The organism is Roseofilum halophilum BLCC-M91, from assembly GCF_030068445.1.
GTDB lineage: Bacteria > Cyanobacteriota > Cyanobacteriia > Cyanobacteriales > Desertifilaceae > Roseofilum > Roseofilum halophilum.
This window is the reverse complement of the sequence record NZ_JAQPOK010000069.1, coordinates 1-13,134: the sequence shown is the minus strand read 5'-3', so window position 1 is coordinate 13,134 and position 13,134 is coordinate 1. Positions and strand designations below refer to the sequence as shown.

11 protein-coding genes and 1 pseudogene are annotated in these 13,134 nt (G+C 47.7%); 8 read left to right on the top strand and 4 right to left on the bottom strand.

Going from position 1 to position 13,134, the window contains the following annotated elements; genetic code table 11:
• Positions 1 to 3 precede the first annotated feature (3 nt).
• Positions 4 to 1,179, top strand: coding sequence for a class I SAM-dependent methyltransferase (locus PJF56_RS08395; RefSeq protein WP_283762208.1), 1,176 nt, complete (start codon positions 4 to 6; stop codon positions 1,177 to 1,179).
• Positions 1,180 to 1,213: 34 nt separating this feature from the next.
• On the opposite strand, the pseudogene PJF56_RS08390 reads toward PJF56_RS08395, so the two are convergent.
• Positions 1,214 to 1,540 (bottom strand): annotated as a pseudogene (locus PJF56_RS08390) (DUF924 family protein); the annotation flags it as partial.
• Positions 1,541 to 1,742: 202 nt separating this feature from the next.
• Between PJF56_RS08390 and PJF56_RS08385 the strand changes: the two are divergent.
• On the top strand, positions 1,743 to 1,937 hold the full coding sequence (locus PJF56_RS08385) for a hypothetical protein (RefSeq protein WP_283762206.1): 195 nt from the start codon (positions 1,743 to 1,745) through the stop codon (positions 1,935 to 1,937).
• Positions 1,938 to 1,959: 22 nt separating this feature from the next.
• Here PJF56_RS08385 and PJF56_RS08380 read toward each other — a convergent pair whose 3' ends face one another.
• Positions 1,960 to 3,765, bottom strand: coding sequence for a M3 family oligoendopeptidase (locus PJF56_RS08380; RefSeq protein ID WP_283762205.1), 1,806 nt, complete (start codon positions 3,763 to 3,765; stop codon positions 1,960 to 1,962).
• 65 nt (positions 3,766 to 3,830) lie between these two features.
• Positions 3,831 to 4,355 (bottom strand): ribosomal protein S18-alanine N-acetyltransferase, encoded by a 525-nt coding sequence (gene rimI, locus PJF56_RS08375; RefSeq protein ID WP_283762204.1) that lies wholly within the window; start codon positions 4,353 to 4,355, stop codon positions 3,831 to 3,833.
• 111 nt (positions 4,356 to 4,466) lie between these two features.
• Here rimI and lysA point away from each other — a divergent pair, with 111 nt between their 5' ends.
• The 5 genes from lysA to PJF56_RS08350 all read left to right on the top strand — a co-directional run bounded on the left by lysA (position 4,467) and on the right by PJF56_RS08350 (position 10,859).
• Positions 4,467 to 5,873: a diaminopimelate decarboxylase gene (gene lysA, locus PJF56_RS08370; RefSeq protein WP_283762203.1), complete on the top strand. Its 1,407-nt coding sequence runs from the start codon at positions 4,467 to 4,469 to the stop codon at positions 5,871 to 5,873.
• 151 nt (positions 5,874 to 6,024) lie between these two features.
• Complete coding sequence (gene cdaA, locus PJF56_RS08365) at positions 6,025 to 6,948, top strand: diadenylate cyclase CdaA (RefSeq protein WP_283762202.1); 924 nt, start codon at positions 6,025 to 6,027, stop codon at positions 6,946 to 6,948.
• Positions 6,945 to 7,709, top strand: a complete 765-nt coding sequence (uppS, locus tag PJF56_RS08360) for an undecaprenyl pyrophosphate synthase (protein WP_283762201.1) — start codon at positions 6,945 to 6,947, stop codon at positions 7,707 to 7,709. Before cdaA ends, uppS begins: the two co-directional genes overlap by 4 nt.
• Before the next feature lie 70 nt (positions 7,710 to 7,779).
• The gene (locus PJF56_RS08355; protein WP_283762200.1) at positions 7,780 to 9,342 is read left to right on the top strand and encodes a M16 family metallopeptidase; all 1,563 of its coding nucleotides are present in this window, start codon (positions 7,780 to 7,782) and stop codon (positions 9,340 to 9,342) included.
• 35 nt (positions 9,343 to 9,377) lie between these two features.
• The gene (locus tag PJF56_RS08350; protein WP_347179490.1) at positions 9,378 to 10,859 is read left to right on the top strand and encodes a M16 family metallopeptidase; all 1,482 of its coding nucleotides are present in this window, start codon (positions 9,378 to 9,380) and stop codon (positions 10,857 to 10,859) included.
• Between the two features lie 71 nt (positions 10,860 to 10,930).
• Here PJF56_RS08350 and PJF56_RS08345 read toward each other — a convergent pair whose 3' ends face one another.
• On the bottom strand, positions 10,931 to 11,452 hold the full coding sequence (locus PJF56_RS08345; RefSeq protein WP_283762198.1) for a Ycf51 family protein: 522 nt from the start codon (positions 11,450 to 11,452) through the stop codon (positions 10,931 to 10,933).
• Positions 11,453 to 11,577: 125 nt separating this feature from the next.
• Here PJF56_RS08345 and PJF56_RS08340 point away from each other — a divergent pair, with 125 nt between their 5' ends.
• On the top strand, positions 11,578 to 12,879 hold the full coding sequence (locus PJF56_RS08340) for a D-alanyl-D-alanine carboxypeptidase (RefSeq protein ID WP_283762197.1): 1,302 nt from the start codon (positions 11,578 to 11,580) through the stop codon (positions 12,877 to 12,879).
• The last annotated feature ends 255 nt before the right edge of the window (positions 12,880 to 13,134 follow it).

Genomic DNA, 13,134 nt, shown 5'->3' with positions numbered 1-13,134 from the left:
GTTATGCAAGAGTCCAATCATCCCCAGTTGTATCCCTGGCTCAAGGCTCGAATTCGGCGATCGCCAGGGAAAAAAATTTCCTTTGCCCAGTATATGGAATCGGTGCTGTATCACCCTGAATTTGGCTATTACAGTGCCTATCAGACGGAAATTGGCAAATCTGGCGATTACTTCACTTCCGCCAGTCTAGGGGCAGATTTTGCCCAGCTTTTGGCCCGGCAATGGGTGCAAATGTGGCAGATTTTGGGCTGTCCGGCTCCCTTTTCTCTGGTGGAAATGGGCGCGGGAACGGGACAAGTGGCGGCGGATGTTTTAGGAGAATTAGAAGCCAATAATGCTGAGTTTTTTCAGAGTCTCGACTATCGGATTATCGAAAAATCTGCCGGTTTAAGGCAGGTACAGCAACAAACTTTAGCCCCTTGGTTAGGTGAAAACCAGAGAGTAGAGTGGTGCAACTGGGAAGATTTAAGGTCAGTTCAGGGCTGTTTTTTTTCTAATGAATTGGTCGATGCATTTCCAGTTCATCTAGTGGTGCGTTCTGGGGAGAGGCTGAAAGAAGTGTTTGTTACCCTGGACGATGAGGAGAATTTGGTGGAGGCGTTGGGGGAGTTATCTACGCCGAAATTAGGGAAATATTTCGATCGCTTGGGCATTGATTTATGCTCGGATGCCTATCCAGAGGGCTATCGCACGGAAGTGAATTTAGCGATGTTAGACTGGTTAAAGGCGATCGCCACCCACTTAGATCGGGGTTATGTGATCACCATTGATTACGGCTATACTGCCGAGCGATATTATCAACCCGGACGCAGCACCGGAACCCTCCAATGTTATACCCGCCACCATCGCCATGATTGCCCCTATGTGAATATAGGCTATCAAGATATTACTGCCCATGTAGATTTTACCACCCTAGAACAGGAGGGTAAATCCTGGGGACTAGAGCCATTAGGCTGTACGCAACAAGGCTTGTTTTTAATGGCTTTGGGTTTAGGCGATCGCCTAGCCGCCTTATCGGAAAGTTCCCTCTCCATTACCCAACTCTTAAGCCGTCGAGATGCCTTACATCAGCTCATCGATCCCCTGGGTTTAGGTGGGTTTAAAGTGTTGTTCCAGAGCAAGGGATTAAACGAGCAGGAAAAAGGACAAACTTTACAAGGGTTAGCCCATCCGGAATGAGGAGAGATAGTACACTCATCATATCGCCAAGCCATTAAAATGATGAATCGGGTTGTTTGAGAAATTCAGTTTCTTCTGGTAGAGACAAGCGACCTAACACATGATTTCTGTGGGGATAGCGTCCAAATATCTCGATGATTTCTTTGTGCTTGTATTCAAATTCAAGATTGGACTCCAATCCCGGTTCGCTAAATAATTCTACTGCTCTTTCATGAATGTGCAGTGATTCGCTATGCATGAAAGGTAGATAAAGGAATGACTTTTGTTCGAGGGTAAGAGATTGCTGAATTTCACAGGCGATCGCCTCTTGAGCTAGGGCTAAGGCTAAGGAATCGAATGCAAACGCTAAGGCTTGATTGCGATATACAGCGCTTCGCGCGGTAATGGGTAATGGGTAATGGGTAATGGGAAAACCATTTTTTACGCTATGCGTGCCCATTCTTCAGGCTTTTCATGGGACAACACTCTCAAGGAACATTTCGATTACTGTACCTCATAACATCGAAAAACGCTGTATTCATTGACAAATATCGAACCCCGATGGCAAGAGTTGGGGTTTACGCTTGAAGCAGTGGATAGAGCAAGCTGTTTACATCTACGTGCGCGAGTCGGTCACCCTAGGTTCGATGGGCAAAGCTAGTCCTCTTGATTTTGAGGTTTCATCCTCTTGGCCAGCAAAAATTCGGCAGTTTTGTACCTTGATGGAAATTCCCTGGCAAGAGCCAGCATGGTACTGGTTTGGCACGGCCTCTGGCTAGTTGCGCTATGGGCGGTGATGGTTCAAGATTTATTAATGCTTAAGGTTTCCTCCAAGCGATCGATCAACCCTTGAACATACTCCAGAGCCAGATGAATTGTGGCTGGATCGGTTAAATCAACGCCAACATACTGTTTTAGAGCCTCAACCTGATCCACACTTCCTCCTGTGGATAACAATTCTAAATATCCAGAGACAAATTCCTTACCCAGTTGTCGATATTGCTGATAACAGGCCAAGCTAACAATATGGGAAGCAGTATATTGATAGCAATAGAACGGCTTAAAGAAAATATGACCAATTCTCCCCCAATCATATTGATGTTCGGGCAATAGGGTAATCGCCTCTCCACAAAGCTGTTCATACAACTCCATCCACTTCTGATTGACAAAATGGTGGTCAAAACTCCCTTCTGTGGCTCGCTCATGGATGAGTAATTCTAAGCGACTAACGGTACTCTGACGGAACAGTAAGCTTAATTGATCTTCGAGTTGTCCGGTTAAAATGGAGAGCTTTAAGGCCGGATCGGAAGAGGCCAACAGAAAATCTAATAACAACAATTCGTTAAACGTAGAAGCGACCTCAGCCATGACCATAGGAGGATTGCTGTTAAAATAACTCTGGTGGTCATCAATCCAGGCAAAATGTAAACCATGACCCATTTCGTGGGCCAAGGTAAACAGGGAGTCATAATCCTCGGTATAGGAGAGCAATAAATAACTATGTTTGCCATGGTTATAGGCACAAAATGCACCGCCGAGTTTTCCGGGTCTGACTTTGGCATCGACCCAATTGTTGAGGAAAAATTCTTCGGCGCGGCGAGCATAGTTAATATCAAATTGCTCTAGGGCCTTTAAGAGAGTTTCGACTCCTAGGTTATAGGGTAAAGAGGGGCTGGGATCTTGTGTCCAAGGAGCATAAATATCGCAACTGCGGATGGGTTCGCCTAGGGTTTTGGCCTTGAGATGATAATAGCGTTGGAAGAGATCGTAGCGATCGCCCATGCCAGTCATAATCGCTTCAAACACGGGTCGAGAAACTCGATCTTCTAAAAGCTGTTTGCTGAGAGTCGAGTCATGACCCCGCATTTTATTTTCGAGCTTATGATCTTGGGCAACACTATTGAGAATATAGCCATAGAGCAAGTTATGCTGCTGCATGACTTCCCGTAGGGAAATGTAAGATTGATAGCGAATGTCTGAGGAAGGATGCAAACGCAGGGCCGAAAGATCGGCTTCGGTTTCGGCCCTTTTTCCTTCTGGGGTGGTGACTGGGGTATACTGCTGTTCCCCTAGGTGCAAAGAGCGCAGTTGGATAAAAGCGCTACGGCCGGTTAAATTATCCTGATTTCGGGTTTGTTCAACTTCTTCAGAAAGGGCATAGGGGCGAAACTGGGCAATTTGTTGCAGGTAATAGCGATAGGAGGCTAAGAGGGGATCGTTTTGCAGATGTTCGAGTTGGGATTCAGATAAATTTTTGAGTTCTAAATCAAAGAAGAGGACTTCATTTTCTAGGGTAGTGACGGCTTCCATTACCCGGTCGAGGAGTTGCTTGGCGGCGCTGTTGCGGGTGTCGGCGGCAAAGACTAGGCTGGGATAGGCCCAAAGGTATCCACAGGACTGAAAGAGGGTTTCGAGTTGTTGTAAACCGTTAAGGATTTGCTCTGGGGAAAGTTGGGAAATTTGGCCGCGATAGGTTTGGCGAAAGGTGGTGGCTTGCTGTTGGAGATGGTCGAGATCGTGTTGAATTTTGGGGTCGTCGAGTCCTTGATAGAGGTCGGAAAGATCCCATTCTTGGGGAGTTTCCAGTACGTTGGTGAGGGTCGTCATGGTTGAGTGTTTTGGATCGAGTTCGCTCTAGATTGTCTCATACTTGTTCTGGTAGTTGTTCTGGGTTAAGGATTTAGATTGATGCTCTGCTGTTGCCACTGGCTTAACTGTTCTGGAAATTGGGGAGATTGTAAACCCTTGAGCCATAGGACTAGGGCATCTTCACCGGTTTCTTGATAATAATTGCGTCGCCGTCCGGCGGTGAGAAAGCCGAATTTTTGATAGAGTCCCAGGGCGCGGTGGTTGGAGGCTTTGACTTCTAGGGTAGCTCGCTCTAGTCCCCGGTGGCGGGCGGAGTCTAATAAGGCACAGAGCAGAGTTTGCCCTAAGCCTTGGTGTTGATACTGGGGATGAATGGCTAAGATGGTGAGATGGGCTTCTTCGACGATCGCCCAATAACAGCCAAAGCCGACCAGTTCCTCACCCAAGGATAGACCCAATAACTCACTATTGGGGCTGTCGAGTTCCCGTTGGTAAGCCTCCAAACTCCATAACTGGCCAAAACAGAGGCGATCGAGGGTAACCACGGCGTTAAGGTGTTCTGGGGCGATCGCATGGAGAACAAAAGGCACAGCAATAGATGAGTTCATAAAGGAGTATTGAGCCGATTGACAGATAACTATTGGTGATTTGCAGTTCACCATGGACAATAGAGTATAGAACGAATTAATAATGAATGACGAACTCGCTTTCCTGAGATTATGGTATCGACACCCTCCCGTATTACTCCACCCCGTGGCACAGATTATCTTTCTTCCGTCGAAAATCTTGTGGGTGAGAGATCGCCCAATCAACAGTTACTGCCCCTAACGGCTCAAGTTAACAGCAACGATCAATTAACCATTGGGGGTGTAACTGTTTCTGAGTTAGTGAAAACCTATGGCTCTCCCCTCTATATCCTCGATGAGGAGGGCTTACGCGCTGCCTGTCGCCAATATCGAGAAGCCTTTAAGCGCTACTATCCGGGAGAAGCCACGGTTCTATATGCCTCGAAAGCGTGGAATTGTTTAGCTATTTGTGCGATCGCCGCCTCAGAAGGGTTAGGCATTGATGTAGCTTCTGGTGGAGAACTCTACACTGCCCTACAAGCAGGAGTTCAAGCCCCTCGGATTTACTTCCATGGCAATAATAAATCGGCTACCGAACTCGCAGAAGCTCTAGACGTGGGCTGTCATGTGGTTGTCGATAACTGGTTAGAACTGCAAACCCTAGCCCAACTTAGTCGAGAGCAAGGCAAAACCGTTCCCATCCTGATTCGGCTGACACCTGGCATCGAATGTCACACCCATGAATATATTCGCACGGGCCATATTGACAGTAAATTTGGCTTCGATCCCAATCAAATTGAAGCCGTTTTAGAAGGGATTGCCCAAGAAAAGAGCTTAGATTTCCAAGGATTTCACGCCCATATCGGCTCGCAGATTTTTGAACTAGAACCCCACCACGATCTCCCGGCTGTGATGGTGCAATGGTTCCTGAAAGCTAAGGAAATCGGCTTATCTCCCTCAGTCTTAAATGTGGGCGGGGGTTTAGGCATTCGCTATACGGAAGAGGACGATCCCCCCTCCATTGAAGCTTGGGTAAAACAAGTATGTACCGCCATGGTTACCGCCTGCGATCGCGCCCAAATTGCTCCCCCCCATATCATCTGTGAACCGGGCCGATCCTTAGTCGGTTCATCCTGTATCACCGCTTACACCGTTGGCTCCCGTAAAGCCATTCCCAACATGCGAACCTATATCGCCGTGGATGGGGGCATGTCCGACAATGCTCGTCCCATCACCTATCAAGCCCTCTATCGTGCGGTGGCCGCCGATCGCATGGGTGAAGCCTGTACAGAAACCGTAACCCTAGCGGGTAAACATTGTGAATCGGGTGATATTCTCATTCAACAGGCCCAATTTCCCCCCTTGCAACCCGGAGAGGCGATCGCCATTTTTGCCACCGGAGCCTACAACTATAGTATGGCTTCCAACTATAACCGCGTCACCCGACCAGCCGCTATCTTAGTGGGAAATGGGCAAGGGCAAGTGATTATTGAGCGGGAAACCTATCAAGACTTGGTGAGCTGCGATCGCCTTCCGGATCGCCTCAAATCCATCTCTTAACCGTCACCCCAGACTCGAAGCTAGGGATAGACTCAATCTGTCCCTAGCCTCAAGTGTCCAAGGTAGGATATAGCAGTATTCCCCATTCCCCATTCCCCATTCCCCATTCCCCATTCCCTATTCCCTATTCCCTATTCCCTATTCCCTAGCTATGGGAGATCTGTTAACACAATGGTTATCCAACTTAACTGATACTCAAAAAAACCTGCTGCATACGGTTGACTTCATCTTGGTCTTGATATTGACCTACATGGTCTTGATGATTATTGGTGAACGTCGAACCTTGTGGATGGTGCGAGGATTCATTCTTTTAATGCTGGCCACCGCCATCAGTACCCTCATCAACTTAACCCTACTCAGCTTTGTGTTAAACAAATTAGTTATTGGTTCTGCTGTCGCGATGGCTGTAATTTTGCAGTCCGAGTTTCGTCGATTCTTAGAACAATTGGGCCAAGGACAAATCATTGATTTGTTCCTCCCCCCATCGGAACCTCCCCCCAAAGCTGAGAGTGTAATTGATGAAATTGTCGATGCAGTCAAAGACCTCTCTCAAAATCGAACCGGGGCACTGCTGATTTTAGAAACCACCGGGCCCATTGACGAACGCGATTTTTCAGTTCCTGGTGTAAGGTTAAATGCAGAAGTCTCCAAGGAGTTATTACAAACTATTTTCCAAACCAGTACCCTGTTACATGATGGAGCCGTTTGGATTCGCATGTCTCGCATTATTGCTGCCGGAGTGATTTTACCCCTATCCGATCGCACCGCCTCCCGTAAGCTGGGCACTCGTCACCGAGCCGCCATGGGCATTACTGACCGGGTAGAAAACTGTCTGTGCGTCGTTGTTTCTGAAGAAACTGGCTCTATTTCTCTGGCCGAGGGGGGTCTCCTGAATCGTCCCTTAACCAGCAGTAAACTAAAGGAACTCTTGGAAGCCAAATTCTCTCAATCAGTAGAACGGGAGGCTGTAGCCCCCGATTTGCGAAATTTGGGCCGCCAAATCAATTCTCAAGGCGCAGCCATGGTTGCACGCCTACTCCGTTTACCTTCTTCTGATTCTCAAAAGAAAAAATGACTGCAAAGCAAATTATTGACAATACTTTGAAGACTCTCCCTAGTGACCTCGATCCCCAAAAGCTTCCTCGTCATGTTGCAGTAATTATGGATGGTAATGGTCGGTGGGCCCAGCGCAGAGGACTTCCTAGAATTATGGGACATCCCCGTGGGGTGGATGCCTTGCGAGAATTGGTGCGCTGTTGTGATGATTGGGGAATTCAAGCCTTGACGGTTTATGCGTTTTCTACAGAAAATTGGAATCGCCCCCAGCAGGAAGTTAACGTGATTATGACGTTGATTGAGCAGTTCTTGCGATGGGAATTACCGGAACTGATGCAGCGCCAGATCCATTTAGAGTTAGTGGGCAAACTTCAAGAGTTACCAGAGTCCTTGAAAAAACAAATGCATCGCAGCGTGGGCAGCACGACGGAAAATCAAGGGATGCGCTTTACGGTGGCGACGAATTATGGGGGACGGCAGGAAATTTTACAAGTCTGTCAAGCTCTAGCGGCTGAAGTGAAACAGGGCACATTAAATCCTGAAGATATTGACCAAGCCTTGTTTGAGCGCCATTTGTGTACCGTAGGTATTGGCGATCCGGATCTGTTGATTCGCACCAGTGGGGAAATGCGAATTAGTAATTTCCTCCTGTGGCAGTTGGCCTACTCGGAAATTTATATTACGGATACCCTGTGGCCGGATTTTGACCGCGCCCAGATGCATCGGGCGCTATGGGAGTTCCAAAAGCGCGATCGCCGCTTTGGTAAAGTGAAGTCTTAAGTTATAGGGCTTTGCGCGGTAATGGGTAATCGGTAATCAGTATTGCTAACAAGTTAAGGTTATGTGAATTATGAAAAACATCTGGTCAATCGATCCGGGGAATCTCAAGAAATTAGGCGTGATACTGCTGAGTGTATTTCTGAGTATTTATGTACTGGGGGTACAACCGGCGATCGCCTTAATTCAAGATTCGAGCGAGTTTTCCATTCAACCCTATTTAGATAAAGTTGAAAAACAAGTTAAAACCTTTACACTAGAAAATGGCATCAAATTTATTGTCCTAGAACGCCATCAAGCCCCGGTAGTCTCCTTCATGCTCTACGCAGATGTCGGCGGAGCCAATGAACCCGTAGGTGAAACCGGTGTTGCCCATTACTTGGAACACTTAGCCTTTAAGGGAACGACAGATATTGGCACAACGGACTATGAAGCCGAAAAACCCTTAATGGATGAACTCGATCGCCTCTTCGATCGAATTCAAGCCGCTAAAGCCAACGGAAATACCGAAAAAGCGCAAGACCTACAAGCCGAATTCACTCGGATCAATCAAAAAGCCTCCCAATACATCAAACAAAACGAATTTGGTCAAATCGTCGAACGCTTCGGAGGAGTCGGACTCAATGCCACAACCTCGACTGATGCTACTCGCTACTTCTTTAGCCTGCCTTCTAATAAATTAGAGTTGTGGATGTCCCTAGAATCCGATCGCTTCCTAGACCCCGTATTTCGGGAATTTTATCAAGAAAAAGACGTGATTCTCGAAGAGCGACGGATGCGTACGGATAATTCCCCCATCGGCAAAATGATTGAAGCCTTCCAAGATGCCGCCTTCAAAGTTCATCCCTATCGCCAACCCGTGATCGGCTATGAAGAAGACTTACGCAACCTGAGACGGCAAGATGTGAGAGATTTCTTCGAGACCTATTATGTGCCCAATAATCTAATTGTGGCGATCGTCGGTGATATTAACACCTCAGAAGTCAAAAAACTAGCTCAAACCTATTTTGGTCGCTTTCCTGCTCGCCCCACTCCCAAGGTCAATCTACCGGTGGAACCCCCGCAAACCGAAACGCGAGAAGTCACCCTAGAATTACCCACCCAGCCCATGTACCTCGAAGGCTATCACCGGCCAGCCGGAAGTCATCCCGATCACGCGGTCTACGATCTGATGGGGGCGATTCTCAGTGATGGGCGCACGGCTCGCTTGTATAAATCCTTAGTCGAAGAGAAACAAGTTTCCCTATCTGCGGCTGGGTTTAGTGGCTTCCCTGGAGATAAATACCCCAATTTAATGCTGTTCTACAGTTTAACCGCTCCAGGAAGTACGGTTGATCGGGTAGCAGAAGCTTTAGGCATGGAAATTGAACGACTGAAAACCGAACCCGTGAGCCAAGAAGAATTAGACCGGGTGAAAACTCAAGCCAAAGCCAGTTTACTCGGCACATTGGACTCGAATTCAGGTTTAGCCAGTTTGTTAGCTGAATATGAAGCTAAAAGTGGATCTTGGCGCAATTTATTTCAGGAAATTGAAGCCATTGAAGCGGTGACTCCGGAAGCGATTCAGCGCGTCGCAAAAACAACGTTTACCCCAGAAAATCGCACCATCGGGCGCTTGTTAACGGCAAGTAATTAAAACCCATTACCCATTACCCATTACCCAAAACAATGATGCAAGTAAGACGAGTGATCAAAAAGATAGTTCGGGGGCTGTGGCTGGCTTTAATGGTACTCAGTTTAACCTTAACGGTTCAATGGCATGAATCGGCGGTTGCAGCTCAGGCCAAGCCCTACGACGAGTTAACCTTTCCTCCCCTTCCGGAGGTGACGGTTCCAGAGTATACCCAATTTACGATGGACAATGGGATTGAGGTCTTTTTGATGGAAGACCGGGACTTACCCTTGGTGACGGGAAGAGCGATGTTTCATACGGGCGATCGCCTGGAACCCCAGGAAAAAGTCGGGTTAGCGGGGTTAGTCGGAACCGTGATGCGTAGTGGGGGAACCCAAACCTATACCCCCGATCAACTCAACCGAGCGCTCGAAGATCGAGCCGCTTCCATTGAAACCTCGATTAGTACCTCGGCTGCTACCGCCCATTTTAGCGCCCTAACCCCGGATACGGATGAGGTGTTAAGACTATTTGCCCAAGTGTTGCGTCAACCGGCCTTTGATCCCCAGCAACTGGAGTTAGCCAAAACTCAACTCGAAGGCAGTATTGCCCGTCGCAATGATAGCCCAGATAATATCGCTAGTCGAGAATTTCAGAAGTTGATTTATGGGGCAGAAAGTCCCTATGCGCGGACGGTGGAATATGAGACTTTAGACGCGATTAAACGGCAGGATTTAATTGACTTTTATCAACAGTATTTTGTCCCCAATAATATGATGTTGGGTTTGGTCGGCGATTTCGATCCAGGCCAAATGCGAGCAAAGTTAGAAGCGACATTTGGAGATTGGCAACCGAATCCTAATTTTAAGCGTCCTCCCCTACCCCAGGTTTCCCAAGCGCAAACCGAAGGGATCTTTATGGTTAATCAACCCCAACTGACTCAGAGCAATGTGTTGATGGGTCATTTGGGGGGACAGTTGGATAATCCTGACTTTTTTGCCCTGTCGGTGATGAATGAGGTGTTGAATGGGTTGGGGGGTCGTTTGTTTAATGAGGTGCGATCGCGTCAAGGGTTAGCTTATGCTGTCTATGGCGTTTGGAGTCCTCGTTATGACTATCCAGGGATATTAATTGCTGGGGGTTCAACTCGTTCAGAAGCAACGGTTCCCTTTATTGAGTCCCTGCGCCAAGAGTTGAATCGCATCATCCAAAACCCGATTACTGACCAAGAATTAACGGCCGCTAAGGATGGGGTACTCAATTCTTTTGTGTTTAATTTCCAAAAACCCTCCCAAACCCTTTCCCGCCTGATGCGCTATTCCTATTATGGCTATCCTGAAGATTTTATTTTCCAATATCAACGGGGTGTGGAAGCAACCACCATTGAAGATGTACAACGAGTGGCTCAGGAGTATTTGAAACCGGAAAAAATGGTGACCTTGGTGGTAGGAAATCAAGAACAAATTAACCCACCTTTGAGCGCGTTAAGTGACGATGGTCAGGTGACGGCGATCGATATTACGATTCCCGGACAAAGTTAAGTTCACCCCAAAAATGGGGCTGAAACCCCGTCCTTCCAGGGCGGGGAGGATTTGAACTCTGGATCTCCCGATTAAGAAAGGTTCAATGTCTGAAGTTGTTTGAGTTTTTGTTGGTCAATCTCCACAGTAATGTTTTGATCGTCTCCTTGATAAATGGATTGTTCCGCTTTTCCTAAATATATCGCCTCTGATACTTTGGAGTCGGGGTGGACAATGGTGCGTGCAAGTACGGTTAAGCGATCGCTATCGGTTGCCGATCGCCCATAGGAAAAGAGGTTAATGGCTGCTTGCTTGAGGGTTGCTTCTAATTCCGATTCCGTAATTTGGGGCGGTACGGCAATCACAGTATGGGTTGCGCCATTATCAAACACGAGAGAATAACGCACCGATCCAGGAACGACCGTTTGGGTAAAGGGAACTAAGCTCAAGGAAAATAAGCTGACGGTTAAGACCACCATAAACGAACTGATGCCGACAAAGCGGAAGCGAAACCCCCACTTAAATAAAAAGCAAAGGACGGTAAAGGCAATGCTGACTCCAGTGGCGATCGCAAACCACTCAGAAGCCTGTAAAAAATCTGCGGTTGAGGGCATAACAATGTTATCTTAAGTTACATAAAATTTATGATAAATCATTGAGGCAACTTGCGATGGGAGAGCCTGGGTGCATCTTCAACGGTAGTTAACCTTAGAGTGTTTTCCGCGACTGGAGATCGATCGTGTTGGAATGGTTAAGTGCAATACCCCTAGCCTTATGGTTAGATCGAGCGGGATTAGAGGCGGTTTTGCAAATCCCGGTGACTTGGCAACAAAATACCTCTCGATGGGTTCTGTATTCCGATCCAACGGTTGATCTGGCTAACCAGATTGACCCGTATCTCAAAAGTTGGAGTCAAAAAAGCCTCGGTCAAAGCGCTCATGGTGTATGGTTACAATCGGGAGAACAGATTTTATTTAACCATCAGGGCAAAGCGTTATTTTCTGGTGCTTCCTTAACCAAAGTAGCGACCACGTTAGCGGCTCTGAAAGAGTGGGGCCCCTATCATCAGTTTACGACGCAAGTGGCGATCGCCGGTAAAATCGAAGATGGTGTGGTGGAAGGGGATTTAGTGATTATCGGGGGAGGCGATCCCCTGTTGGTGTGGCAAGAGGCGATCGCCATGGGTCAGCAGCTTCATCAATTAGGAATTACGCAAGTTACCGGCGATTTAATCATTACGGGCCCGATGTGGATGAACTATAAAACCGATCTAGCTACGGTGGGGGAACTGTTTTATCGCAGCATTAACGCCGATCTCTGGGATACTCACCTGGAAAATCACTATCGCAGTTTACCCCATCATTTACCACGGCCCCAAGTAGCGATCGCCGGTTCCATTCGTTCCCAAGTTCCCCCTAATCCCTTGACCCCAGTGTTATATCATCGGTCTCTGGCACTGGTGGAGATCCTCAGACGCATGAATGTCTATAGTCACAATCGGTTATCGGAAACCATTGCCCAATCCCTAGGAGGAGGCGATCGGGTCGAAGAGATGGCACGCACGTTTGCCGGTATTCCCGCAGCCGAACTACACCTGATCAATGGATCGGGATTAGGTCAAGACAATCGCATGTCTCCCCGTGCTTCTGTCCTGTTATTGATGGCCATTCAATCTTATTTACAGTTTTACCATCTCAGTATTGCCGATATTTTTCCGGTGGTTGGGTATGATGGAGGAACGATTCACGATCGCCAGCCACCCCTGTATAGTATCGTTAAAACGGGTACATTATCAACTGTGAGCGCTTTAGCGGGCGTAATCTTTACCCGCGATCGGGGGTTAGTCTGGTTTAGTATCATGAACCAAGGCTGGGACATTGAAGGGTTTCGTCTTCAGCAAGACGAATTACTGGGCACATTAGCCCGACATTGGGGAGGAGTCACCCATCCTCCAGAGCGTATACATCTGCGATCGCCACTGCCCCCTGCTTTACGCACCCTTGGGCACTTTTCCCGCGACCAAATCCTGATTTATAGGTGACCAGGGACTCGATTAGCCCTCTTTTGTCAAACTGGGAAAACCCTTTTTTTGACTGAATTCTAGAACTCTTGCAGGAACGGCGACGCGATCTCTGAAATTGACACAAGAGGGAGATTGACATCCTCACCGCCCTAGAAGGGCGGTGATTCCTAAACCTCACAATTTAGGTTTCTGCTTCATAGCAGTTGCCTTTACGGATTTACTCCGCTCTGGTCTTACACTCGCTCCACAGACTGACACCGCAAGTCCTGCGGC